The organism is Siphonobacter curvatus, from assembly GCF_002943425.1.
In the GTDB taxonomy this organism is placed as follows: Bacteria; Bacteroidota; Bacteroidia; order Cytophagales; family Spirosomataceae; genus Siphonobacter; species Siphonobacter curvatus.
In genome coordinates, this window is record NZ_PTRA01000001.1 from 2,400,451 (window position 1) to 2,426,220 (window position 25,770).

The 25,770-nt window shown below is 49.4% G+C and carries 23 protein-coding genes; 18 read left to right on the forward strand and 5 right to left on the reverse strand.

All coding sequences use genetic code 11. The annotated features are described in order from the left end of the window. The first annotated feature begins 9 nt into the window (after positions 1–9). The 5 genes from pgmB (at position 10) to C5O19_RS09990 (ending at position 5,663) form a co-directional block, all read left to right on the forward strand. The gene (gene pgmB, locus C5O19_RS09970) at positions 10–672 is read left to right on the forward strand and encodes a beta-phosphoglucomutase (RefSeq protein ID WP_104711773.1); all 663 of its coding nucleotides are present in this window, start codon (positions 10–12) and stop codon (positions 670–672) included. Between the two features lie 114 nt (positions 673–786). After that, entirely contained in the window at positions 787–3,114 is a 2,328-nt protein-coding gene (locus C5O19_RS09975) for a glycoside hydrolase family 65 protein (RefSeq protein ID WP_104711775.1), read from the forward strand. Between the two features lie 58 nt (positions 3,115–3,172). Then, positions 3,173–3,649, forward strand: coding sequence for a Dps family protein (locus C5O19_RS09980; RefSeq protein WP_104711776.1), 477 nt, complete (start codon positions 3,173–3,175; stop codon positions 3,647–3,649). Positions 3,650–3,736: 87 nt separating this feature from the next. Continuing rightward, positions 3,737–4,789, forward strand: a complete 1,053-nt coding sequence (locus C5O19_RS09985) for an AMP-binding protein (protein ID WP_104711778.1) — start codon at positions 3,737–3,739, stop codon at positions 4,787–4,789. 82 nt (positions 4,790–4,871) lie between these two features. Then, entirely contained in the window at positions 4,872–5,663 is a 792-nt protein-coding gene (locus C5O19_RS09990; RefSeq protein WP_104711780.1) for a hypothetical protein, read from the forward strand. A 37-nt stretch (positions 5,664–5,700) separates the two neighbouring features. Here C5O19_RS09990 and C5O19_RS09995 read toward each other — a convergent pair whose 3' ends face one another. Continuing rightward, entirely contained in the window at positions 5,701–6,669 is a 969-nt protein-coding gene (locus C5O19_RS09995) for a helix-turn-helix transcriptional regulator (protein ID WP_104711782.1), read from the reverse strand. A gap of 194 nt (positions 6,670–6,863) precedes the next feature. Between C5O19_RS09995 and C5O19_RS10000 the strand changes: the two genes are divergently transcribed. The 3 genes from C5O19_RS10000 (at position 6,864) to C5O19_RS10010 (ending at position 12,157) form a co-directional block, all read left to right on the forward strand. After that, positions 6,864–9,698 (forward strand): PD40 domain-containing protein, encoded by a 2,835-nt coding sequence (locus C5O19_RS10000; protein ID WP_108724060.1) that lies wholly within the window; start codon positions 6,864–6,866, stop codon positions 9,696–9,698. Positions 9,699–9,734: 36 nt separating this feature from the next. Next, the gene (locus C5O19_RS10005; RefSeq protein ID WP_104711786.1) at positions 9,735–11,237 is read left to right on the forward strand and encodes a S10 family peptidase; all 1,503 of its coding nucleotides are present in this window, start codon (positions 9,735–9,737) and stop codon (positions 11,235–11,237) included. 227 nt (positions 11,238–11,464) lie between these two features. Continuing rightward, on the forward strand, positions 11,465–12,157 hold the full coding sequence (locus C5O19_RS10010; protein ID WP_104711788.1) for a hypothetical protein: 693 nt from the start codon (positions 11,465–11,467) through the stop codon (positions 12,155–12,157). Between the two features lie 119 nt (positions 12,158–12,276). On the opposite strand, the gene C5O19_RS10015 is transcribed toward C5O19_RS10010, so the two are convergent. The 4 genes from C5O19_RS10015 to C5O19_RS10030 form a co-directional block, all read right to left on the reverse strand. After that, the gene (locus tag C5O19_RS10015) at positions 12,277–13,746 is read right to left on the reverse strand and encodes an MBOAT family O-acyltransferase (RefSeq protein WP_104711790.1); all 1,470 of its coding nucleotides are present in this window, start codon (positions 13,744–13,746) and stop codon (positions 12,277–12,279) included. Next, a complete protein-coding gene (locus tag C5O19_RS26260) occupies positions 13,727–14,503 on the reverse strand; it encodes a GDSL-type esterase/lipase family protein (protein ID WP_262509725.1) in 777 nt (258 codons plus the stop codon). The genes C5O19_RS10015 and C5O19_RS26260 overlap by 20 nt, the downstream gene beginning before the upstream one ends. Positions 14,504–14,801: 298 nt before the next feature. Beyond that, positions 14,802–16,295, reverse strand: a complete 1,494-nt coding sequence (locus C5O19_RS10025) for a GDSL-type esterase/lipase family protein (RefSeq protein ID WP_104711795.1) — start codon at positions 16,293–16,295, stop codon at positions 14,802–14,804. A gap of 96 nt (positions 16,296–16,391) precedes the next feature. After that, positions 16,392–17,276, reverse strand: a complete 885-nt coding sequence (locus C5O19_RS10030) for a bifunctional 5,10-methylenetetrahydrofolate dehydrogenase/5,10-methenyltetrahydrofolate cyclohydrolase (protein ID WP_104711797.1) — start codon at positions 17,274–17,276, stop codon at positions 16,392–16,394. 198 nt (positions 17,277–17,474) lie between these two features. On the opposite strand from C5O19_RS10030, the gene C5O19_RS10035 reads away from it, so the two are divergent. From C5O19_RS10035 to C5O19_RS10080, 10 genes are all read left to right on the forward strand, one after another. Next, positions 17,475–17,834, forward strand: a complete 360-nt coding sequence (locus C5O19_RS10035) for a hypothetical protein (RefSeq protein WP_104711799.1) — start codon at positions 17,475–17,477, stop codon at positions 17,832–17,834. Positions 17,835–17,997: 163 nt separating this feature from the next. Further along, positions 17,998–18,480 (forward strand): DUF2452 domain-containing protein, encoded by a 483-nt coding sequence (locus C5O19_RS10040; protein WP_094817028.1) that lies wholly within the window; start codon positions 17,998–18,000, stop codon positions 18,478–18,480. Positions 18,481–18,518: 38 nt separating this feature from the next. Then, positions 18,519–19,373 carry a 1,4-dihydroxy-2-naphthoyl-CoA synthase gene (gene menB / locus C5O19_RS10045; RefSeq protein ID WP_104711801.1) on the forward strand — a complete coding sequence of 285 codons (855 nt, stop codon included), beginning with the start codon at positions 18,519–18,521 and terminating at the stop codon, positions 19,371–19,373. 165 nt (positions 19,374–19,538) lie between these two features. After that, positions 19,539–19,952, forward strand: a complete 414-nt coding sequence (locus tag C5O19_RS10050) for a hypothetical protein (RefSeq protein ID WP_104711803.1) — start codon at positions 19,539–19,541, stop codon at positions 19,950–19,952. 52 nt (positions 19,953–20,004) lie between these two features. Next, the gene (locus C5O19_RS10055) at positions 20,005–20,418 is read left to right on the forward strand and encodes an EVE domain-containing protein (RefSeq protein WP_104714037.1); all 414 of its coding nucleotides are present in this window, start codon (positions 20,005–20,007) and stop codon (positions 20,416–20,418) included. Further along, positions 20,411–21,964: a hypothetical protein gene (locus C5O19_RS10060; protein ID WP_104711805.1), complete on the forward strand. Its 1,554-nt coding sequence runs from the start codon at positions 20,411–20,413 to the stop codon at positions 21,962–21,964. The genes C5O19_RS10055 and C5O19_RS10060 overlap by 8 nt, the downstream gene beginning before the upstream one ends. A gap of 222 nt (positions 21,965–22,186) precedes the next feature. Beyond that, complete coding sequence (locus tag C5O19_RS10065) at positions 22,187–23,068, forward strand: class I SAM-dependent methyltransferase (protein ID WP_104711808.1); 882 nt, start codon at positions 22,187–22,189, stop codon at positions 23,066–23,068. A gap of 83 nt (positions 23,069–23,151) precedes the next feature. Beyond that, a complete protein-coding gene (locus C5O19_RS10070; protein WP_094817022.1) occupies positions 23,152–23,835 on the forward strand; it encodes a response regulator in 684 nt (227 codons plus the stop codon). Between the two features lie 54 nt (positions 23,836–23,889). Further along, the gene (locus C5O19_RS10075) at positions 23,890–25,266 is read left to right on the forward strand and encodes a HAMP domain-containing sensor histidine kinase (RefSeq protein ID WP_104711810.1); all 1,377 of its coding nucleotides are present in this window, start codon (positions 23,890–23,892) and stop codon (positions 25,264–25,266) included. 174 nt (positions 25,267–25,440) lie between these two features. After that, a complete protein-coding gene (locus tag C5O19_RS10080; RefSeq protein WP_104711812.1) occupies positions 25,441–25,686 on the forward strand; it encodes a hypothetical protein in 246 nt (81 codons plus the stop codon). Positions 25,687–25,770: the final 84 nt, after the last annotated feature.

Genomic DNA, 25,770 nt, shown 5'->3' on the forward strand with positions numbered 1-25,770 from the left:
AAACTTTAGATTGCCTTGAAAGCTTGCCTGTTTGATCTTGACGGAGTAATTGTTGATACGGCTATTTATCATTTTAAAGCCTGGCGACGACTCGCCAATGAACTGGGTTTTGACTTCACGGAACACCAGAACGAACAGTTGAAGGGTGTTTCCCGCATGGAGTCGCTGGAATTGATTCTGCAATGGGGTGGTGTTACTTTATCCGATGAAGAAAAACAGCAATGGGCCGCTCGCAAAAACGAATGGTATCTAGCCTATGTCAATCAAATGACGCCGCAGGAAGTTCTGCCCGGCGTTCGTGACTTTCTTGATTCCTTACGAAAAGCGGGGATTGGCATTGCGTTGGGTTCTGCCAGTAAAAACGCCCGACTGATTCTGGAGCGAATTGATATGCTCGATGCCTTTGATGCCATCATCGATGGTACGCATACGACCAAAAGCAAACCTGATCCGGAAGTTTTCTTACTCGGAGCCCAGGCCTTACACCAAAATCCCGCCGATTGTGTCGTCTTTGAAGATGCCGTGGCGGGCATTGAAGCCGCCCACCGGGGAGGAATGAAAGCCGTCGGCGTCGGATCTCCTGAAGTACTCACGGAAGCGGACGTGGTAATTACGGCCTTTACCGAAACCAGTTTGACCAAGCTCAGCGACGAACTGCTGGGTTGGCAGTAAACCCCTTTTGAAAAGAACTTACGTACGCTCAGCCCTCTCTTGACTGGGCGTACTTCACATACCGATTAGTGACCCCTCCTACTGGAAACAACTAATCGCTGAACTTAAACTCGGATGAAAAATTATTTGAACCACGATGAATGGTGCATCATCGAAGAAGGCTTTCATGCGGATTGGAATGAAATCACCGAATCGATTATGTCCCTGGGTAATGGCCGGATGGGTCAGCGGGGCAATTTTGAAGAGGGCTACTCCGGCAAAACCCTACCGGGTAACTATGTAGCCGGAGTCTACTTTCCGGATAAAACCCGGGTTGGCTGGTGGAAAAACGGCTACCCCAATTACTTCGCGAAAGTCATAAATGCCGCCAACTGGATTGGTATCCAGATTGAGCTGGAGGACGAAAAACTGGATCTGGCGAACTGCCACGTGCACGAATTCCGTCGGACCCTGAATATGAAAGAAGGCTGGCTGAGCCGTTCGTTTGTGGCGATGCTGCCTTCCGGTAAACAGGTGGGCGTCACGGCGAAACGGTTTTGTTCGCTCACCCACGATGAAGGCGGGGTCATTCGCTACTGCATCAAACCCCTGAATTTTGATGGCAAACTCACCATCATGCCCTACATCGACGGAACGATTTCCAACCGCGACTCCAATTACGACCAGAAATTCTGGCAGGAGATTCACCGGGAAACGGGTTTTGCGGAAGGCTACCTCCACCTGACTACGGTGCCGAATGAGTACGGGGTACCTCAATTCCAAGTCGTTACGGGTCAGAAATTCGCTTTATACAAAGACGGAGCTTCGTTTCCGTTCCAAGCCTTGCCCGTCAAGCAGGAAGGTTTCGTTAGCAGTCGCATTCAGTTGGACGTCATTGCAGGCGAAGAAATCGCTCTGATTAAATACGCCTGCAACCTGAGTGACCAGAATCACGCCCGTGAGGACCTGCTCGCCCACGCCAAGACGTACCTGGCTACCATGGCCGAAAAAGGATACGAACAACTTTTGAGGGAACAAATCGAAGCCTGGGCCCAGAAATGGCAGCAGATGGATATTGTCATTGAAGGGGACGTCGCAGCTCAACAAGCCATTCGGTTCAATTTGTTTCAACTCAGTCAGACCTATACGGGAGAAGACGATCGCCTCAACATTGGTCCCAAAGGATTTACGGGAGAAAAATACGGCGGCGTGACCTATTGGGATACGGAAGCGTACTGCATTCCCTTCTATCTCTCCACGGCAGAACCCAAAGTAGCCCGTAACCTACTCATTTACCGTTGGAAACAACTGGGCAAAGCCATTGAAAACGCTGAAAAGCTGGGTTTCACGGGAGGAGCGGCCCTCTATCCGATGGTGACAATGAACGGGGAGGAATGCCATAACGAGTGGGAAATCACTTTCGAGGAAATCCACCGTAACGGAGCTATTGCCTACGCCATCTACGATTACATTCGGTATACGGGCGATACGGCTTACCTGGGTGAATACGGCTTTGAGGTACTCCTGGGCATTGCCCGTTTCTGGTCGCAGCGGATTACGTGGTCAGACGAGCGTCAACAATTTGTCATGCTCGGCGTAACCGGACCGAATGAGTACGAAAACAATGTGAACAATAACTGGTACACGAACTACATCGCTCGCTGGTGCCTGCAATACACGCTGGAGGTAGCCGATCAGTTGAAGAATACGGAGGCCGAGCGTTACGCCACTTTGAGTCAGCAACTGCAGCTCAACGAAGAAGCGGAGTTTGGTCGCTTCCAGGCCATTATCGACCAGCTTTACTTACCCGAATCGAAAGAATTAGGGGTTTTCCTACAACAGGATAGTTACCTGGATAAAGAACAAATTCTTGTAACCGACCTGCGTCCCGAAGATCGTCCGCTGAACCAGAAATGGTCCTGGGATCGAATTTTGCGGTCGCCTTTTATCAAGCAGGCGGACGTACTGCAGGGCTTATACTTCTTCGAGGATGAATTTGAGGAAGCGACGATTCGGCAGAACTATGATTACTACGAACCCCGTACGGTCCACGAATCTTCTCTGTCGCCCTGCGTACATGCCATTTTGGCGTCCCGACTGGGGATGGATGATAAAGCCTACGAAATGTATCTGCGAACGAGTCGTCTGGATTTGGATGACTACAACAACGATACCGAAGATGGGCTACACATCACCTCCATGGCAGGTACTTGGATGTCAGTAGTTAAAGGTTTTGGTGGCCTGCGGGTAAAAGACGGACAGCTCCACTTATCGCCCCGTTGCCCCCAGCAATGGCAGAGTTATTCGTTTATTATTCGTTTTCGGGACAATATCCTCGATGTACACGTCCGACCGGATGGCACAGAAATTGAGAACATAGCGGGTGATGAGCTTACCGTATGGGTTCACGGCGAAAATCGCAGTATTCCTGCGGCAATAGTCGAAGCCCCCGAAGAAGAGTAATTTTCTTTGCGTCCGTAAACGGTGGTTTTACTTTTTGTCAACCGAACGATACGATAACATGAGTACTTTAAATGCCATTGGTTTAGATACCGATAAATCCGCTGCATTAGCCCAGAAGCTGAACGAATTATTGGCTAATTATTCCATTTTTTACCAAAATACCCGCGGGTATCACTGGAATATCAAGGGCGAAAAATTCTTTGAATTACACGTAAAATTCGAAGAGCTGTACAACGATTTGTTGCTAAAAATTGACGAAGTAGCTGAGCGGATTTTAACGTTGGGGTATACACCGAACCACAATTATTCGGAATATGCCCGCCAGTCGCAAATTCTGGAAAGTGCCAAAGTTTCGAACGGTACTACGGCAGTAGAAGGCATTTTGAATTCGTTCAAGGTAATTATGCCACTGCAACGCGAAATCCTGGCGATAGCGGGTGAAATCAACGACGAAGGAACCAGTGCCCTAATGAGCGATTACATTCGTTCGCAGGAAAAAATGGTCTGGATGTACTCGGCCTTTTTGAATAACTAAGGACAGGTTGGTCTACTTACCTTGCGGAAAGCCGTTGTCAGACAACGGCTTTCCGTTTTTCTCAGGCAACCGGTTAATTTTACACGCATGCTAATAATCGATGCCGCTCTTCCTTTACCCGAGCCGCAGACGGAGTACGAAGCTCAGGCCCTGCATTTCTGCCAGCAGTGGCTTTCGGGTCAATCGCATTTCCAGCTGCAGACTTCCGGTTCGACGGGTACGCCCAAAATCATTACGCTAACTCGGGCTCAGATGCAGGCCTCTGCCCGCCTTACGGCTGAAACCTTTCAGTTGCAGCCCGGCGATCAGGCCCTTTGCTGTTTGAATATCAACTACATTGCGGGAGTAATGATGCTCGTTCGTACGCTGGAATGTGGATTACGCACTTTTGTTACAGAACCCAGCTCCGACCCGTTACCCAAAGATGTCTCGCTCGATTTCGCGGCGTTTGTACCCCTGCAACTGCAACATTTACTGGAACAAGCGAGTGAATCTTTACCGCAGCTCAATCAAATGAAGGCCATTATCATTGGTGGGGCGGCCGTTTCGCAGAGCTTACACGCAGCCTTACAGGTAATACAAGCTCCCGTATATGCTACGTATGGCATGACCGAGACAGTTTCGCACATTGCCGTTCGCCGCCTGAATGGTCCCGAGCAGTCGGATTACTTTCAGGCCTTACCGGGAGTAGCTTTAGGGCTTGACAAACGCGACTGCCTGCACATTACTGCCGCTGCTTCTAATTTCGAACGCATTCAGACCAATGATGTCGTAGAAATGCAGGACGGTGGACGTTTTCGTATGCTGGGTCGGGCGGATCATATCATTAATTCTGGAGGGATTAAAATTCAACTGGAAGAAGTGGAACGCTGGGTTGAACCGATCGTACAAGCCTATTATCCCGGAAAACGTTTCTTTGCCTGGGGTTTTCCCGATGAACGGCTAGGGCAGGCACTAACGCTCGTCATCGAAGCGGAGTCGCTCGCTCCCGAACTAAATCAGGAATTGCTCTGGCAACTTAAAAATCAGCTCCCCGCGTATAAGTCCCCACGGTCTCTACGTACGGTAAATGCTTTCCAGCATACACCCACGGAAAAAGTTGATAAACGAGCTACTGTACAGGGGCTACCCACTGAATAATTGTTAAGATCTGCCCGAAAACTGCCTCTAAACGCCGAAAACTAAAAACTATTCACTATTTTTCACGCACAGAATTGTGCTTATGGAAACTCTTCTACGATCCGTTGAGATCAATTATCAAACGGCAGAGCTTATCCCTGCTCCGTATTCACATAAATATTTCATCCGCAGTACGGTTAATCGGGCGGATGAATTACACGTGGTGTTTCGCATTGAATACACCGATCGGGACGATCTGACGGAAGAAGAAATTCTGGGCGAAGGATTCACGGGTAACGACGATTTCGAGTGGGAAGGTACACTCCTACCCGTTTGGACGGAAGAACTTCGGTCGCTGGTTGCTAAAACCGACTTTTACAAGACCAGTCGTCCGGCCCAGGAAGCTGAAAATCAGTTCTGGCTCAATATTGAATACAAGGATCAGGAACCCTTACTGGGCAAACCCCGGAACCGGGAGCCCTGGGAATACCTGTCGCAGGAACTCATTCAGGCCATCTACGAAACGGCCCGTTTGGAAGCTCCGCTGAAACTGATTTATCTGAAGAAACTGAAGGATAAGTCAGTACAACTGGAAATGAACGTGTTCTTCTCCAAACGTACGGTGAAGATGAATATGCAAGTGGGGAACATTGAAAAGTCGAATGAACTTCGCTGGGATACGTTGAATCCGGTGCTACGACTCATTTACGCGGGTGAGTTTCTAGCCGAAAAAGCTACGCCTAAGAAGCCCGATCATCCAGGTAACTTTATCAATGTTGGCGACGGCCTTTGGTACGAATTTGGCAAATCACTGGTTAATCCGAGCGGTAACAATCGGTTTCTGAACGACATCGAACGTACGCTGGACGAACTCTCGCAGTTGCCTACAGAATAAACAAAAAGCGGATGGTTGCCATCCGCTTTTTTATGTCTCAGGCTTTCGCCCGATCAAGTTCTTCTTTTAATTCTTCTACTAACGCTTTCATACGGTCAAGCGATACGGGCGGTTCGGGTAGCTTGGTACTATAAAAGCCGCGAACGGCCCAGACTTCTACAATGTCCTTCAGGGAAAGTTCGATCGTCTGAATACCTGGATTATCCGAACTTAGTAAAAGCGTACTTTTGATTTTCAGCTGATTATAGACCCGTCGGTACAGTAAACCCTGCATTCGGGATACGATCAGATAGTGCCGGGAGTCTTCAAGTGTATACCAATCCGTTACCTGTTCAGCAATCAGAATGGAACCGGGAATGGAAAAATCATCGCCTACTTCAAAAGCCCGGACAACACCCGCTTTCGTCTGCGGTCCCTGAAACGGCGGCAACTGCTGAATGTACTCCCCCTGCCGCGATTTCATGACGTATTCGCTCATCCGCCCCTGGTTGACCAGCCGAATACCCGAATCTACCGGAGTCGTTGGAACAGGTGTCTGAATCACGGGTGGAGCCGTAACCGTTGCCCGATTGAACGCTTCCGATGCTTTGGGTAATTCTACGGGCGTATCGGACAGAAAATCCAAGCGATTGAGTTTACGAAGCGTTACTCGCTGGGCGACCAGATTAACCTGCGATTTTTCCCGGAAATACGTATCCACCACTTTTTGAATGGGCTGCGGTGGACGGGGTGTTTCGGGACGGTAAACGGGAGGCGTCGCGGAGGCGGGACCTAAATTCAGGCTGGGCGTATCACGAATCCGGCGTAAATCAACCGTCAGCAACTGATCGAGCGTCACGCCAAACAATTGCGAAAGTTTGATGAGCGTCTCGCGGGGCGGGTTAGCTCTCGCTTCTTCGTACGCACCAATGTTTGGCCTTTTGGTACCCAGGCGACGAGCTAACTGCTCCTGTGTCAGATCGTTACGGTTCCGCAGATACCGAATATTCTCGCTAATGATGCTCATACCGCCTCCTAAATTGACAAAATTTTTAGCAAAACTATTTAAAATAGAAAGCGAGTCAAGTTTTTTGCTCCTTCGTTTCCTCAGATTAACCCCGTTTTTCCTCAAAAAAAACCAATACGCCTACGTAGCCCTGCTAAAAATTTCAAAGTTTGTGCTTAGCTTACACCCTTCATTTTTTCCCTAGATTCGTAGGAATGAATCGTTTTCTTTTCTGTGTATGGTGCTGTTTGACTGGATATCAGGCACTTGCTCAATTAGGTAACACCAGCCAGAACCCTGCCTCCATTCGCTGGTTTCAGTACCGGACTCCTCACTTCCAGATCATTTATCCGGAAGGTCTTGATTCAGTTAGTAATCGACTAGCAAATACCATGGAAACGGTTTATGAGCCCGTATCCAAGACCCTTGGTCGCAAACCCCGTCGTATTCCTCTGGTGCTGCAAACCCAAACCACGGTTTCCAATGGATTTGTGACCCTGACGCCCCGTCATACCGAGTTCTATATCACGCCTCCACAGGACGCGAATTTTCTGGGCAATAATCGCTGGCTTGACCTGCTGGCCGTGCACGAATACCGGCACGTCGTTCAGAATGAAAAAGCGATGACCGGTATTAGTAAGGGATTGTTCTATCTGTTTGGCTACAATGCTACTAATTTTCTAAAAACCGGCATCCCTGACTGGTTTGCGGAAGGAGACGCCGTGTGCACGGAAACGGCACTCTCCCCCGGCGGACGCGGGCGAATCCCGGAGTTTAATCTCCTGCTCCGTACCCAGTTACTAAGCCGAAATAAGCCGTTCAGCTACCCTAAAATCGTTGCGGGTTCGTACCGGGATAACCTTCCCGATTGGTATGTACTGGGCTATCACCTGACGAATTACGCCCGTAGAAAGCTGGGGCCTGAGGTCTGGAATACGGTTCTTGACCGGTACTACCGTTTCCCCTTCTACCCCTTTTCTTTTTCGGACAAACTGCGGAAGATTTCAGGCTTGCGGACGGAAGATTTGTATCAGGAAGCGGCGGCTGACTTTACCCGGCAATGGGCCGCTCAGCAAGCCGTAGCGTCATCCGCCCCGCAGGTTACTACCAAACCCGTTCGGGTGTATACGGATTACGAGTACCCACAACTATTGCCCGATGGGCGGATCGTTGCGTTGAAGTCGGGATTAGCGAATATTCCTGCTTTCGTACTGCTGGACGGGCAAAACGAAACGAAGCTGTACGAAACGGGTTTTCTACAAAATTCTGCCACCCTTTCGCTGGGCCAGTCTACGCTGGTTTGGGCGGAACAACACTTTGATCCCCGCTGGGGCATGCGGGATTATACCGTACTCAAGACACTCGACCTGCCTACGGGAACGATGCGGCAAGTCACCCGAAAAAGCCGCTATTTTGCTCCGACGATTTCGCCCGATGGGCGTACCATTCTCACGGTGTCCATTGATACGGAAGGAAAAAGTGAATTGGTGTTAGTGCAGGCTTCCGACGGTCAGGTTCTTCGGACTTTTCCGAATTCTCAACAGTCGTTGTACCAACAGCCCCGGTTTGCAGCGGATGGTCGCCGGGCCATTATGGTACGACAGGTAGGTTCTCAGAAAACGCTCACGATACTAAATCTGGAGACAGGGCAATCGCAGGATGTTTTTCCACTCCAGACGCAGAATCTTTCTCAGCCGCTGTTGTACGGTGACTGGGTACTTTACAACGCTCCGTACACGGGTACCGACCAGATTTACGCGTTTCATCGAACCAGCCAAAAACATTACGCTGTCACGCAACGGCCTTTTGGAGCGTACCACGCCGCTCTTTCACCCGATGGTCGTACCCTGGCTTTTCAGGATTTTACGGAACAGGGTTACCGGATTGCCCGACTGCCCTTTAACCCAGCGGAATGGACTGAACTTACGGAAATCCCGACTTCCCCTACCCGCTCGTTTGGTCCGCTGGTCCAGCAGGAAAACAATCCCGCGTTACTGGCTTCCGTACCCAATCAGTCGAACGTTCGCAAGCCTTATTCCAGGGCTCATTTATTTAACATTTACGGCTGGGGACCGGTGCTGACTTCCTCCGAGACGGACTTATCCGTGGGCATCCAATCGCAGAATTTGCTTTCTACGGCCTTCACTTCCGCCGGGTATACCTATAACGCCAACGAACGACAGGGCCGCTGGGAAGGCAACTTCAGCTTCTACGGTTGGTATCCGGTCATCGATGTGAGTGTAGCGAGTGCCGGACGTCAGACGGTCTTTTCACTCGACGAGCAACTGCCCATTGATAGTCTTCGAAAAGATTACTGGCGACAAAACGAATTTAACGTCGGCTTACGCCTGCCCCTGGTCTTGACCCATTCCAAGTATCGGGAAGGACTCTCGCTGGCTGTACAAGCCAATTTTATTCAGACCCAGGGTTACGATCTTCCCTTACGCAGCCGTACCGAGCCGGGCCGTCATAATTTATCGGCCACGACCGTTTCCCTAAGTTACTCCCGTCTGTTACGGCAAGCCAAGCGGGATGTGCAGCCTCGCTGGGGGCAAACGTTTAGTCTATACGCCCGCAATACGCCTTTCGGAGGTGTACTACAGGGTAACTTGCTGGCTTTACAAACGAGACTGTACTTTCCAGGATTTTTCCCGCATCATTCCATTCGTCTTTACGGCGGCGTACAGTTTCAGGGTTCTGGCGATTCGTACGTATTTGGCAGCCCGATGTTTTACCCTCGGGGATATGCATACGCCAGTGCTGCGAAACTAACGACGGGTACGCTTCAGTATCAGTTGCCGCTGGCCTACCCCGACTGGAGTTTGGGTCGCTTGCTGTACGTGCAGCGAATCAAACTGAATGCCTTCGCGGATTTGGGCTATGCCGTCACGGGTGAGCGAAGCCGTACTTACCAATCTACAGGTGTTGATGTTACGTTCGATTTCAACGTCCTGCGTTTACGGCAGGCTTTCGAACTGGGCTTCCGGAGCCTCTGGACCCGCGGCGGTACGTTTCAATCTCAATTTTTAGTTATTAATATTGGATTTTAAACCCTTACCATCCGTTTCATTCTTCTCTATTCCCGTATGAAAATCCGATCGCTCTACCTGTTTTCCGCTCTGCTGCTGAGTAGTACGCTGAACGCTCAGCCTTCGCAGGAAAAACCCGTACCCTTTGTGGCTCCGCCCAGCCCCGTTGAAACCAAAGGGCAAGTGACCATTCAGGGCAAAACTATTTCGTACACGGCCCGTACCGGCTACCTTACGTTGAAAGACGAAAGTGGTAAAGCCAAAGCTAACATTTTCTTCATCGCGTATACCCGGGATGGGGTGTCGGATCTGACGAAACGTCCCATTACGTATACCTTTAACGGTGGACCGGGTTCGGCTTCGCTCTGGTTGCACCTGGGATGCATTGGGCCCCGTCGGATTCCCATGACCGAAAAAGGAGAATCGCTGGCTCCGCCCTATGCCTTGGTCAACAATGAATACAGCTGGCTCGACAAAACGGATCTGGTCTTTATCGACCCCGTCAATACGGGTTACAGTCGGGCCGCAGCCGGTGAGAATGAGAAACAGTTTCTCGGGTACAATGAAGATATTCAATCAGTGGGTGAATTCATTCGTCTCTACACCACGCAATACGGACGCTGGGGATCGCCTAAATTTCTGGCGGGCGAAAGTTACGGTACTACGCGTGCGGCGGGTCTTTCGGGCTATTTGCAGGATCGTTACAACCTGTACATCAACGGAATATCGCTTATCTCATCCATCCTGAATTTCCAGACGGCCCGTTTTGACCGGGGCAATGATTTGCCCTTCGCCCTCTTTTTACCTACGTACACGGCGATTGCCTGGTATCACAAGAAACTGGCTCCGGAGTACCAGGCCGACCTCAAGAAAACGCTTCAGGCGGCCCGCGACTTTGCCGCAGGCGAGTACACTACGGCCCTAATGAAAGGTGATTTACTGACGGAAACCGAAGAAAAAGCGTTGGCTGAAAAATTGTCCAAGTTTACGGGCCTTTCCCAAACCTACCTGCGGCAAACGCGTTTACGCGTTGAAATTGGCCGTTTTGTGAAAGAATTACTCCGCTCGGAAGGTAAAACGGCGGGCCGGCTGGATGGCCGCATGACCGGTACGGATTTCGACGATGCGGGCGATGGCTACGAGTTTGATCCCAGCCTTGATGCCACCATTTCTGGACCGTACTCCACGGCTTTGAATCACTACGTTCGGCAGGAACTCAAGTACGAAAATGACCTGCCTTACCTGGCCTTGACGGGGCGTGTACAACCCTGGAATTATAACAATGTCCAAAATAGCTACCTCAATGTGAGTGAAACCTTACGGCAGGCCATGAGCAAGAACCCCTTTCTGAAAGTGTGGGTGGGTGCGGGTTATTACGATCTGGCGACGCCATTTTTTGCCGCCGAGTACACCTTTCACCACATGGGACTTAAGCCGGAACAGCGGAAAAACGTATCTTTTACCTACTACGAATCCGGGCACATGATGTACATCCATAAGCCGTCGCTGATCCAGTTGAAGAAAGATGCCGACACCTTTTACGATCAGGCCCTGAAATAACCCGATCTGTTTCATTGAACGTAGCCTTTGTATAACGTTGCCAGCCCAATTGGGTTGGCAACTTTCGTTTCATGGGCCTCCCATCGCTTGAATTCACATTTTTTAACAGCCAAAAAGACCCTTTTCATCGCAAAAGCGGCCTGTAGCTATTGGCAAATCCATTTCTATCGCACTAATTGCCCCCATCAAAGTAATTTTTGTACCCGTAAATTTTTAACACTTTAGCCATGAAACGTTATCTAGTTGCCTTCGCTCTGCTGTTGTTCAGCACCTACTCCTTTGCTCAATTCGGTTCCAATCGGAATCGTCGTAACGACCGCGAAGCCGTTACTTTTTTTTCAAACTCCAACTACCGGGGTCAATCCGTACAGCAATATTCCGGTGATTTCCGGACCATCAATTTTTCCATTGGTTCCATCCGCGTACCCAATGGCTACGTAGTTGAAGCGTTTTCGGAACCTAATTTCCGCGGACAATCGGTGAAGTTTAGTGGCAACGTAGCCCAATCCGGTAACCAGATTCGTTCGTTACGCATCGTGCAGGACCGGAACTATAACGGTCGCCCCGATTATTCCGATAACCGTCCGGGCCGTGGCCGTCCGGATTACAATGATCGTCCGGGCTATAACAACAACCGCCCCGGGTACAACGACAATGGTTCCGTCGTTTTCTTCGCGGATGACGACTATCAGGGAGGTTCGGTGACCTTGAATACGGGTCGTTATCGTTCATCAGCCCTGGGACAGATGAACAAAAAAGCTTCTTCGATTCAGGTTCCTGCGGGTTACACCATTCAGGTATTTGAAAACGATAGCTTCACGGGCAACTCCTACACCCTGACGAGTAGCAACAACCGTCTACGCAACATTGGCTGGAATGATCGTATTGGTTCAGTAATTATTACTCGCGGCCGTCGCTAGATTTTACCCGTTCACTATACAAAAAGAAAGGCAGCCTCTATGACTGCCTTTCTTTTTGTATAGTGAAATCGGTTACGCTCGGAAGAAACTTTTCGATTCTTACAGGCTAACTGTAGTTTCTAAAATTGGAAATAGATAAAGGGTTGTACTTCCGCCGACTGTACCTGGGTCATCAAGAGAATTACGGCCAACAGCCAGGCCAGTTTGCCCACGAGCGGCAGGCGAATAATCCAGTTTTCGGCCTGTAATTCCATAGAGCGTGGTAGAAAATGCAACGTATAACCCAACAGCATCACCAACAGAACGTTTTGATAGCCTTCGATAAACTGAACTATCAGCATGGGGTTAAACTCAGTAGCGATCTGGTGCAAGAGTTGCTGAGCAATTTCCATGGAATCAGCCCGGAAGAAAATCCAGCAAAAGCAGACAAAATGGAAGGTCAGCAGCTGAGATACCCAGCGGTACGTCGGGTACGCTCCGGGCGAAAAATACGAACGAATAACGCGGTGGAAAACTAAAGCTCCGCCGTGTAATACGCCCCACAGAATAAATCGCCAGGCGGCCCCGTGCCAGAGTCCACCCAAAACCATTGTCATGAAGAGGTTGAAATAGGTACGGAAAATGCCCTTACGGTTTCCGCCCATCGAAATGTACAGGTAGTCGCGTAACCAGCTGGACAATGAAATGTGCCAGCGACGCCAGAATTCAGTAATGTTGCGGGATTGATACGGTGAATCGAAGTTGACCGGATATTCGAAACCCAGCAGTAGAGCAATACCGATTGCCATATCGGAATACCCCGAAAAATCGCAGTAGATCTGCAACGCGTAGCCATAAACCCCAAAGAGATTTTCCAACCCCGAATACAGCGTAGGATTATCGAAAATCCGATCAACAAAGTTGACGCTGAGGTAATCGGAGATAACGACCTTTTTAAATAAACCACTACCAATCAGAAAGATAGCTCGCCCAAACTGCTCGGGCGTTACGATCGTAGGTCGGTAAAGCTGCGGAATAAAGTCCTTGGCCCGTACAATCGGACCGGCAACTAGCTGCGGAAAAAAGGAAACGAAAAAAGCGTAATCCAGAATACTCTTGACGGGTTTGATTTCACCCCGGTAAATGTCAATGGTATAGCTCAGCGACTGAAACGTATAAAACGAAACGCCCACCGGCAGGAAAATCGGCAGCGGATTATAGGGCTGGTGCGAAAACTCGGTCCAGGCCTGATAGAAAAAGTTGGTGTACTTGAAATACGCCAGCAAGCCCAGATTAAGTATCAGGTTGATAATCATCCAAAGCCGTTTGAATACCTTCTGATCGGCATCGTAAATAAACCAGCCGAGTACGTAATCCACCACGGTAGCCAGTACCAGCAATAGAAAATACCAGCCCGAAGATTTGTAATAGAAGTACAGCGAAAATAAGGTCACGAAAATGACCTTGGCCCGGTGGTGCGGTTGCAGCAGTACGTATATCGACGAGAACCCCAGAAACAACCACAAAAAAAGGCCACTGTTAAATAAAATTGGAGCCTCGGGTTGATACTGAAGCAGTTCCGTCAGTTTACTAAAGTCGATGGGTGGCATAATCGTTGAAGGCTTGCATTAAAGCCTGATACAGTAAATTTCCCTGCAATTCGTAGCCTTTGCGAGTGTAGTGCACCCCATCGCTCGTAATTAGATGATTTTTTCTCCAGAACGCGGCTGGTCCCGTAATGCCGTACAAATCCCAACTAGGCAGATGATGTTCGCTGGCGTAGTTCAGAATGGTCTGCCGTACTTCCGCCATTTTCGGATTGGCCTGCGTACGACGCTTGTACGAATCAGCGGGGGTGGTCAGTAAGATCGTCGCCTGCGGATTGGCTTTTTGCAGGTTTTGTACCAAAGCATCGATGTTGGTGTAAAACTCCGTCATGGTCAGGGCAGCACTATGGGCTTCGTTGGTACCCAGCGAAACCACAATAAGCTGCGGTTCGAGCCCTTTGGTCTGCTCCGCGAAATACCGGGCGTCGCGGTAATGCGAAAACTGAGCCCCGTTTACTCCTACAGAGTGATAGAGTACGCCAGGCTGGCCATTTTCCAGACTGAACCCAAACAAGGTCGTATGATTTTGTCCCGGTCTTGTTTGAACGGATTCCAGGGAAAATTCGTCGTTCAGTTCGTTGAGATCGACTAAAATCGGTGATTGCCCCTCTGCTCCACCAGAGGTTTGTACGGAAGCCATCACGGCTCCTGAAGCATCTAGGATATTAAAGTCATAACTGCTGGTATCCCGTAGACAGAAAACTTTAAGGCGATCAAACTGATACCCCAGGGCCGAGTCCGAGCGAATTTGTACGTTCATTCGTTTCCCGGGATAGGCATTCCGAATGGTTACACCTCCAATGCCGATTGGCAATTCGGCGTCGGGAAAAATGCAACGTCTGGCTTGCCAGATGGCCTCACTACTGGTCTGATAGGTATGAGGCTCGTTAGTACGGGCTACACGCAGGGGTACAATCAGTCCTCGGCCAGCATTTCCAAATTCGTACTGAAACTGCTTTCGAACGGTATTCGTCAGGAAATCAGCTTGTAGGTGAGAATCACCAATGTGCAAAATATTGACAACGCCCTGTTGCCGTGCCTTTAATTCCGTCAGAGCATCAAAAAACGGATTCAGGCTTTCGACCTGCTGGATCGCGTTGGTTTCGGAGGTCTCGATGCTGGGAGACAGTAGTTTGACGAGTGAGGTCTGAGCCTGAGCGTTGGGCAACAGTGCGAACAGCAGCAGGCTCAGTCGTAAGATTCTGATCATATTTTTTCTTTTCAAACAAGAGGGCTTTTGCCAACAAACGGGCAATCTTGCGACCACCGGCGTATTTCAGGTGCGTGTAATCTTTGTTCGCCAATCCCGCATTTACGTACTTGACCATTGAGCCTTCCCCGCCCATGGCTTCCCAGAGGTTCCAGAAGGTTACACCCGTTTTGCGGGACATTTCACGTTGGGCTTCAATCAGGTACGGAATACTGGGAAAGGAAACGTACGAATCCGCCTGTCGCATGCTTCGATCGGATACGCCAATGACCAAGATGCTCGCTTCGGGAAATCCTTTTTTGATTCGTTCAATGGCCGCCATCATTTTGGGAACGTACCAGCCCAGTTGCGTCGTATTCGGCTGAATGACATTTAAGCCATATTGCAAAATGACGAGTTTATAATGCTGTAAGCTGTTGAATTGCTGATACATGGATTCCGAAACCCCCAGCAAACCCCAGCCCGAATTACCCCGAATACTGAAATTATCGACGTAGACCCCATGATCTGCCTCGAAGCTTAGTCCGTACAGCGTTAAATTATTGCCGAACGAAAAACGAACTTGATTTCCCGCCGCCGTCAGAGCGTGCTCGGCCAGGGCAGAGCGAGCGACCAATGTATCCGCCTGCTCCGGCTCAGAACCCAGCGTATATCGTAAAGCACTGCTCTGTTTGGCTTGGTAAAAGACCCGAACGCGATCAAAGCGACTGGCCCCGTAAGGTCGCCCGGTACTGTAATTGACCAGATTATTACCTTCAGGAATGAAGCTGTAGCCAGATACTCCCAAAGCTGGACTTCCCTGTTGTTTTTGTAAGACCGAATACGTTTTGAAATTCCGGAATTGATGGCGAATGGTGGCCCGAAAATTAGCCACGGGCGACGTGAGAGGTACGTAACCCACGCCTCGTCCACCGAATAGTGCCTGTAGCGTATCCCGGAAATCCCCGCACAACATGTCTCCCTCAATAAAGGAATCGCCAAAAAAGGCAATCCGTACGGGCTTGGTCTGGGCTTCCTGACTTAGAGCCTGCATAATCTGCCGAAGACCCTGCCCCGTGCTGTCGTAATCTTCAATGCAGGTAATTCCGTTCGGACAGGGCAGATGCTTCTTCTGCACCGCCACGGACTCCTCAACCTTCGGTGCAGTCTTTGCCGAAGGTGTTTTTTTCGCAAAAGACAAAGGTGGCGAAGGCTTCGTATCTTCCTGAATAGACGAAAACAATCGAACTGGTTTCAGATTTATATCGCTCCAAACCCTTTCGGGTACATACGAAAAGGCCACTAAACCAGCCACCAGCAACAGGGTCAATATCGGAACCTGCCGCAACGAATTGGAGGCCATGAATAAATTAGGTACGGAGTTGAGTGAAGAATAAGTTTAACTGGTGGGCTTCCGGATTGCTTTGTACGGGTCAACCGGAAGCCCGCAAACGGAATATTACTTTTTATAAATGCTGCCTTTGGCTGCTAACAGCGTATTCTGCATCAGTGAAATAATGGTCATCTGGCCAACGCCACCGGGTACCGGCGTAATGAAGCTGGTTTTGGGAGCCACTTCATCAAATTTCACGTCTCCTTTGAGGGAGAAACCCGATTTTTTGCTGGCGTCTGGTACGCGTTCCAAGCCTACGTCCAATACGACGGCTCCTTCTTTTACCATATCCGCCGTAATAAATTCCGGACGACCCAAAGCTCCTACCAGAATATCCGCCTGACGGCAGATTTCCGCCAGATTTTTAGTTTTGGAGTGTGTGATCGTTACGGTACAGTTGCCCGGATAAGTGTTCCGTTGCATCAGAATGCTCATAGGTAAGCCTACAATCTGGCTGCGACCTACAACGACGCAATGTTTACCCGCTGTTTCGATGCCGTAATGTTCCAGCAGCATCAGGCAGCCCTGAGGCGTGGCTGAAATGTAAGCGGGCAGGCCTTTGGCCATGCGGCCGATATTGATGGGGTGAAAGCCGTCCACATCTTTCGCCGGATGGATCGTTTCCATCACGGCATCGGGGTTGATGTGAGCAGGCAGGGGTAGCTGGACAATCAGACCGTCCATGTCCGGATTTTCGTTGATTTCGCGGACTTTATCAAGCAGTTCGGCTTCCGTTACCGTTTCGTCAAAACGAACCAAAGTCGACTCAAAACCCAATTCTGCACAGGCTTTGACTTTGTGAGCGACGTAGGTTTCAGAAGCTCCATTGGTACCCACCAAAATAGCCACCAAATGGGGCGTTTTGCCGGATTGAGCTTTCAATTGTTGTACTTCTTCGGCGATCTGGGCCTTGAAATGAGAGGCAACAGCCTTGCCGTCAATCAATTGCATAATATTCTGCTCTAAATAGTAAAACGAAAATCAAACCCAAAGATACGGAATCCAGCGATTTCCTTGAGTTCCCTTTGCTCATTTACCCAAGAAATCTGGCTCGCTCCTCTTCAAGAAAAACCGCAAGCAATTACGGACAAATGGTTGACTATAGGGCAGTTACGACGTATATTTGGGAGGATTTATTACGCGTAACCCATGCAATTATCTTTCTTACCAGCCGACGAACGTCGTTTTTTTATTGACCTGTTTGCTCAAGTGGTTTTCGATTCCCGCCGGAATCGGCCCCGGCTGAAAACCATTACCAATCAGCGGGTTCCGGGCGATTTGTCCGTCCGTTGTCCGCTGCGTTTACTACGTCAGTTTCCGGAAGGAACCATTTATAAACTGGATGCCCGGCTGGTACAAACGCCGGGAAAACAGCCGTACCTCGTCGCCGTTAATCAACGAACCTTGCACCGGGCTCTTGAATTTTATGACCATAATCTAACCGTGCAGAACGGTGAATGTAAAGCTCCCCGCCCTGCCCGCCGGGTCGTGAAAGAACGATCTGCCTAACTTTTTAAGGCTTTTCAATTGATATTCTACGCACTATCGAAATTTTTACGCTTTCTATACGAGCTTCTTTGCCTGCTTCCTCTCGATTCCTGTCTCTCCTTTCCAATTTCCTGCCAAACAATCCGTATTTTTGGGCGTTTTTCTACTAAAAACCATCGGTACTATGCCGGAAAACACGGAAGCAGGGGCGTTCGAAAACCCCATTAACCCAGACAAGGTAGCCGAAAATCCCGGTCTCCTTCCCTACGCCCATAACGCGGGCAGTGCAGTCATTCGTCCCGAAGACGAAGGTAAAATCAAAGCTAAAGCTCTGACCGCTATGCGGCAGCAGACGGGCAAGCAGTACGATCAGCTTGCCGGGCAAATGAAAACCCTGCTGGATCAGGCCAAGGCCATTCAGAAGCGGGTGGAAGTTTCAGAACGGGTCTATACAGCGGCGATTAACTTTGAGCCCTTCATTGGTCAGACCATGTATCTGTACGAAAAAGCGGATGGCTCAGACCTCCTCTCGCTGGTGGCTCCGCACGAATGGGGACGTTCCTTTAAATATAACCGCTACGTAGCTCAGGTAACGATGCTGTACGATCACACCTGGGATGTACTGTTTTATAACGACGAAGGCGACGAAGAACGCGTTGAAATTTAGTCGCTGCGTAAAGACTTCATCTTGAAAATCACGAAGTAATGAGTAATAATCCGAAAACTGCTCCGATCCTTTCCTGGCAACTACCCTGGGAACCGATTAAAGAATACCGCGAAATCCGCTATTTGTACTACGAAGGAATCGCCATGATTTCGATCAACCGTCCAGAGGTACATAATGCCTTTACGCCCCTGACGGTCAACGAAATGATTGAAGCGATGGAACTGGCCCGTCAGGATACGCGGGTTGGCGTGATCATTCTGACGGGTGAAGGCGGTCGGGCATTCTGCTCGGGCGGTGATCAGTCGGTACGTGGTCACGGTGGCTACGTGGGCGAAGATTCCGTTCCCCGTCTGAACGTACTGGACTTACAGCGTCAGATTCGTTCAATTCCCAAACCCGTCATTGCAATGGTAGCCGGATGGGCTATCGGTGGTGGACACGTTCTGCACGTAATCTGTGACCTGAGTATTGCGGCGGAAAACGCCCGGTTTGGCCAGACGGGACCGAAAGTGGGAAGCTTCGACGGCGGTTTCGGTGCCAGCTACCTGGCCCGCATCGTGGGTCAGAAAAAAGCCCGCGAAATCTGGTACCTCTGCGATCAATACGACGCTCAGGATGCTCTGTCGATGGGTCTGGTTAATAAGGTGGTCGCCATCGAAAAACTGGAAGAAACAACGGTGGAATGGTGCCGTAAGATCTTGGCAAACAGCCCGATTGCTCTGCGGATGCTCAAGTCTTCGTTCAACGCCGACCTGGATGGACAGGCGGGTATTCAGGAGCTGGCCGGTAACGCTACTCTGCTGTACTACCTCAGCGACGAAGCCAAAGAAGGGCAACGTTCGTTCCTGGAAAAACGCAAACCCGATTTCCGGAAATTCCCGCAGTTTCCTTAATGTTGTTTAGAGTTTAGGGTTTTGCGTTGGGTGATTGATCAATCATTTTGTTCTGACATTACGTAGATAACTACTACTGGAACACTTGTGGATAGCATGAGAAAGCTTTATCTCCACTAACCATAACTCAAAACCCTAAACTCAAAACTACCCAACCCTACGCTTATGAACTATCTGAAATCCATTTTGCTGTTTACGGCTCTTGTGACTCTTTTGGGCAGTTGTCGGGATACCAGTGATCCACAGGACCGGGATGAGCTGAGTTATCTGCATCAAACCTGGAAACACTCCGATGAGGAAGATACCGAAGGCCGCCTGATTTATCGTAACGCCGATTACAAATTCCCGACTACCAAAGACCGTCAGACGTTTACTTTTACTGAGAATGACGTACAAGTTTCAGTCATTAAAAACAACAAGCTTACCCAGTACAAAGGCAGCTATACGGTAGTAATGAATGGTAATTCCGTGAAAGAACTGACCATTAACTATACGGAAGCGGGTCAGCGGATCCCTACGGTATTACGTTACGAAGTACTGATTCTCGCCAAGGATGCCCTCATTTTGAAGTCCCTGTAACGAGCCCTGGCCTTGCCGCTTGTACTGGTTTATTCCCCCAATTGTAGAATTCATGAATTTTTGGCTCGTCAAATCCGAACCTTTTAAATATTCCTGGAATGATTTCGTTAAAGAAAAGCGAGGCGTCTGGGATGGTGTACGAAACTTTCAGGCTCGTAATAACCTGAAGGCGATGGCAGTCGGAGATTTGGTGTTATTTTATCACTCAAACGAAGGAAAAGAAATTGTAGGCATTGCTAAAGTGGTACGTGAGGCGTATCCCGACCCCACGACGGAGGATGACCGCTGGGTAGTCGTGGATCTGGAGCCCGTCGAGAAGCTTCCCAAAAGCGTCACACTGGAAACGATAAAAGCCGATACCCGCCTACAAAACATTGCCCTGATCCGTCAGTCACGCTTATCGGTTTCCCCCGTCCGGCCCGAAGAATTTGATATCATCGTTGGATTAGGCCATGAACATGCGTAGCCCCCTTTTTGTCCTTGCCCTCGTATTGGGCTCTCTTACTCTATTCGCTCAGCAGAAGCGACTTGAAATTCCTATTCCTTCGTCTACCGCCAATATTTTCACGATCCCCGTGGGTCAGGAAGGCGTGATGCTGCTCACCCAGACGGGCCGAAACTCGTATCACATCGATCGCTTTGATACCAATCTGGATCGTAGCTGGTCAGTAGATGGCACCATTACGGATGGCCTGGAATACGTCACGTATTCGTATGACGGAAAAAATGTGTATCTACTTTTTAGCCGGAATAAGAGTAATGTGTACGAAATCATTAAAGTATACGTTGGTCCGGGTTTCACCGAAAAATTTGAAATTCATTCGGTGGATAAAATGGAAATTTCCCAGTTCAAAGCTTTCCACGATGGCATATACATTGCCGGGGTGGTTCGGGAACAACCCATTTTATCGTACACGAATCTGCAAACGCGTCAGAATCGTCTGCTGAATGCCTCCTTCAAAGGTCAGGCCGAAGTACAGACCATTGACGTAGATTCGGTAACCAACCGCGTGAACGTTACTTACGCCGTTCGGAAAAATCGGGAGTACTCGATTGTAGTAAAATCCTTCGACGATGCAGGAAAACAGCTTTCGGAAATTGTGGTAACCCCCGATGAAGATTACGCCCTGCTCGATGGCCGCCTGAGTCCGCTGGCCGATGGTACGAATCTGATGATCGGTACCTATGGTTTCCGGAATATGCAGTCGCAGACGAAGGGCCGGATGGTACAGGGAATTTACATCTGTAAGGTGACCGACAACGAAATCCTGCCCCTGAAGTACTACAGCTTCACGGATTTCAAAAACTTCTTTTCCTACCTGAGTCCCCGCGACCAGGAGCGTCGCGAGCGTCAGGTTCAACGCAAGAAGGAAAAAGGCAGCGATTTAAAACTGAACACACAGTTACTGTTGCACGATTTGATTCAGAAGGATGGTCAGTTGATTCTAGTCGCTGAAGCCTTCCAGGCTACCTTCCGTAATAATGGAAATCCTTGGGGTTACGGTGGTGGCCCCTGGGGCGGTCCGATGGGTGGTTTTTATCCCGGTTGGGGTTGGGGGATGTACAGCCTGAACCCCTTCTACTTCGGCAATCGTGGTTTCTATAATAACGGTTCCCAGATGTTTGATGGCTGGCAGTATACACACGCCGTAGTGGCAGGTATCAACCAGCAGGGAGCGTTAGTCTGGGACAACAGCTTTGAAATTGACAAGGTAAAAACCCTGTCCTTGAAGGAAAAAGTGAAAGTAAATCTCCAGAATGATCAGGTAACGCTGGTGTATAGTGACAAAGGCAGCCTCCGCTCGAAAAGTATCAAAGGCGGTATGGTGCTTGAAGACGGTACAGCTCAGGCGATTGCCACGAATAACAACGGAGACCGGGTTCGCCGCAACTCGACCGATAATCTGGATTACTGGTACGATAACTACTTCCTGGCCTGGGGTTTCCAACGCATCACCAATGATGCCGAAGGCCGTCGGAACGTGTTTTATCTCAATAAAGTAGCATATTAATTTTGCCCGAAATACGATGCGAAAGGACTGATGATTTACCTCATCAGTCCTTTTCCTGTCTTTGAACCATCAACTTCTTTCAGGAATAGTAGCCCTATTTTAGTCCTTAGAAGTAATACGTTTATCGATTGAACAAATCGCACGTTCGGTGACTTGTACGAAGGTGTGATTAAACCTGAAAGACTGAAGACAAGCAAAAGACTTGTCTAAACAATACCTTTTATGAAATTACTGACTCCCACCCCCTGGTCTGATTACGAACTGATTGACTGCGGAGGTTTCGAGAAATTAGAACGCTTTGGTGCCTACGTACTGGCCCGCCCCGAACCGCAAGCCATCTGGGATAAAACCCTGTCGGATGCCGAATGGGAAAGCAAAGCCCAAGCCTACTTTAAACGCGAAAAAGGCAACTCCGAACGCGGCGAATGGCTGACGAAGCAGGGGATGCCCGACCGCTGGACGGGTACCTACCCCCTGGGTTCGCAGAAGCTTACCTACAAACTTGCTCTGTCTTCCTTTAAGCACGTGGGTCTGTTTCCGGAGCAGGCTGCTAACTGGGAATTCATCTACCAGAAAACCAAGGCCCTCGGCGTAGAGAAGCCCAAAGTCCTCAACCTGTTTGCCTACACGGGTGTGGCCTCGCTGGCAGCTCGGGCCGCCGGAGCTGACGTTACGCACGTGGATTCGGTAAAACAGGTCATCAGCTGGTCGCGGGAAAACATGGAACTTAGTAATCTGGAGAACATCCGCTGGATGGTGGAAGACGCCATGAAGTTCGTGAAGCGGGAAGTTCGTCGGGGCAATACCTATCACGGCATCATTCTGGATCCGCCCGCCTACGGTCGCGGTCCCGACGGCGAGAAGTGGGTACTGGAAGAACAGATCAACGAGTTACTCAAACTTTGTAAGCAATTACTGAACCCACAACAGCACTTTTTCCTGATCAATCTCTACTCCCTGAGTTTTTCGGCCCTGATTGCCGAAAGTCTGATTCTGCGGATTTTCGAGAAAACCGAAAATCCTGAGTTTGGGGAACTGTACCTACCCGATTCATTCCATAAAAAGTTACCGCTGGGCATCTTTTACCGCTTTGCTACGGTTTAATGGCCGAGGTTTTTTGACTCCTGGCCCTTACCTTTCGCTTTGTTAGCGGAAACGGGCCCGGAGCCTCCCAAGATAGACGACTTATGAAACTATTGATCATCGAAGACGAGCCGAAAACCGTCCAGTCCATCAGACAGGGCCTGGAAGAAAATGGTTTTGAAGTAGATATTGCTTACGATGGTCTGATTGGTAAACATCTGGCCAAGCGAAATCCCTACGATCTGATCGTTTCGGATATTATCATGCCGGGCCTGAATGGCGTGGAACTGACCCGTGAGCTTCGGAGTGAAGGTGTAGAAACGCCCGTTTTGCTCCTGACGGCGTTGGGTGGTATTGACGAAAAGCTGATGGGCTTCGACGCCGGTGCCGACGATTACCTGGTTAAACCCTTTGAATTTGCTGAACTGCTGGCCCGTATCCGCGTACTGACCCGCCGCTGGAACGGTTCCATGCCCATCGCTTCCAATATTCTGCGGTATACGGATCTGGAAATGAACCTGGATTCGAAAACGGTAATCCGCGGCGAGAAGAAAATTGAACTTACCGCCCGTGAATTCGCCCTGCTGGAATTTATGTTACGGAATCAGGGAAAAGTGCTTTCGAAAGCCGAAATTGCGGAGAAAGTGTGGGATGTCAATTTCGACACGGGAACGAACGTGATTGAAGTGTATATCAACCTGTTACGCAAAAAGGTGGACAAAGATTTCACGACCCGTCTCATCCATACCCAATACGGGATGGGCTATGTACTAAAGGTGGAAGATTAACAGATGGTCCTGCTACCTTTCTCCTCTTTCTCAATACTGATTCATTAGGTTTCCATGCAAATTCGTACTCGTCTAACCATTCAATTCACCCTCTTGGTTTCGGTGATTGTTTTGCTGGCGTTTGCGGCCATTTACTACTTCCGGGAGTACTCTTTGCAGGAACAGTTCTATAAACGTCTCCGTCAGAAAGCCCTGAGTACGGTGGAGTTGCTGGTCAACCAGAATGAAGTAAATTCCGAGATTCTCAAACTCATCGACCAGTCGAATTATGACCTGTTGTACAAGGAAAATGTCATTCTGTACACCTATCGAAATGACATCTACCATGCCAACAATGATACCATTCGCTTCGATCTGGACCGGAATATCCTGAACCGCATCCGATTAAATAAGGAGCTGCGAATTGATCAGGGCGAGTACAAACTCTACGGACTCTATTACACTAACGATGGCGAACGCATGGTCAGCGTAGCCGGAGCCGCCGACGTAGCCGATCAGGTGAGTATGCGTTCGCTCCTGCGGATTATGCTGTATGCTTACGTTGCCTGTATTCTGCTGGTAGCAGTGGTAGGCTGGTTTTTTGCGGGAAGGGCCCTTGTACCCATATCGGATGTTATCAACGAAGTGCAGCGAATTTATCCGCAGAACCTGAGTAGGCGGGTGAACACGCAAAACGAAAAGGACGAAATCGGTCGGCTCACTTTCACGTTCAATGCCCTACTCGACCGGGTGGAACAGGCGTTCCGGCTGCAGAATATGTTCATTTCGAATGTCTCGCACGAGCTTAAGAATCCGCTTACCAAGATAATCTCTCAGTTAGAAGTAGTGCTGCTGCGGGAACGTAGTACGGAAGAATACCGCCAAACGGCTTCTTCCGTCTTGGCGGATGCCCGCGACCTGAGTCAGCTCTCCAATACCCTACTCGAACTGGCTAAAGTTTCCGATCAAAATCAACCCTTCCTGACGGCTCCCGTACGCATTGATGAAGTATTGTGGGATGCCCGTGATCTGCTTCGTTCGACCCATCAGTCGTATACCATCAAGGTAGAGTTTCCGGTTGACATTGAAGAAGATTCCGTTTTAACCTTAAACGGAAATGCCTACTTGTTGAAGGTAGCAGCGATCAATTTGATGGAGAACGGCTGTAAGTTTTCTATCGATCATACGGTTTTTGTGAAAGTACTGCCTAGTTCGACGCAACTTGAGCTGGTCTTCAGTAACCGTTCCGACATTGCTCAGGAAGAATTGAGTCTAATTTTTCAGCCGTTTTACCGTAGTCAGAAATCCGTACGTATTTCGGGGTACGGCATCGGTTTATCATTGGTAGACCGAATCATAAAATTGCATAATGGCACGATTGAGGTAGATTCGCAGGAAGGAAACGTGACCTTTCGTATCGTCATTCCTCAGCCTAAATCAAATTTTCAGTAGATTTTAAGGATTGCTTCACGTGTGCTTAAGTATTGGCCCGTTCATTTGCCCTTGCAAAGCAAACCAGTTTTCTCATCCGGTTAGATGGTTTGTAATGGGGGAAATGCAGACACGCTGGGGCCCTTACTGTCGGCTCCAGCGTAGTCTTTTTGATCAGTAACCTCTTTTACCCTCATGAAGTATATGCCTTACCTGGTCGCTACCATAGCCGGGTTTGCGTTAGGCGGCATGGTTCGTTGGTACTGCTACCCCTGGACAGACCTCGTATCCTCTCGCGAAATGATGCTGGTTACGGTACTCATCGGTGTCCCTTCCGGATTCGTCTTACAAATCATCGCCGTTCGGTATCCTCCCCAGAGTCGTCTGCTTGATATACGAGTTTTCGTATGCCTGGGAATTGTTTGTTCCTTGATCTGGTAAACGGTGTACAAAACTACGGCTCTATACTAAACGCGTCTACCTTTTCGTAAATCCCTGCTTTTCTTCCTAATTGAGGCCTTTGGC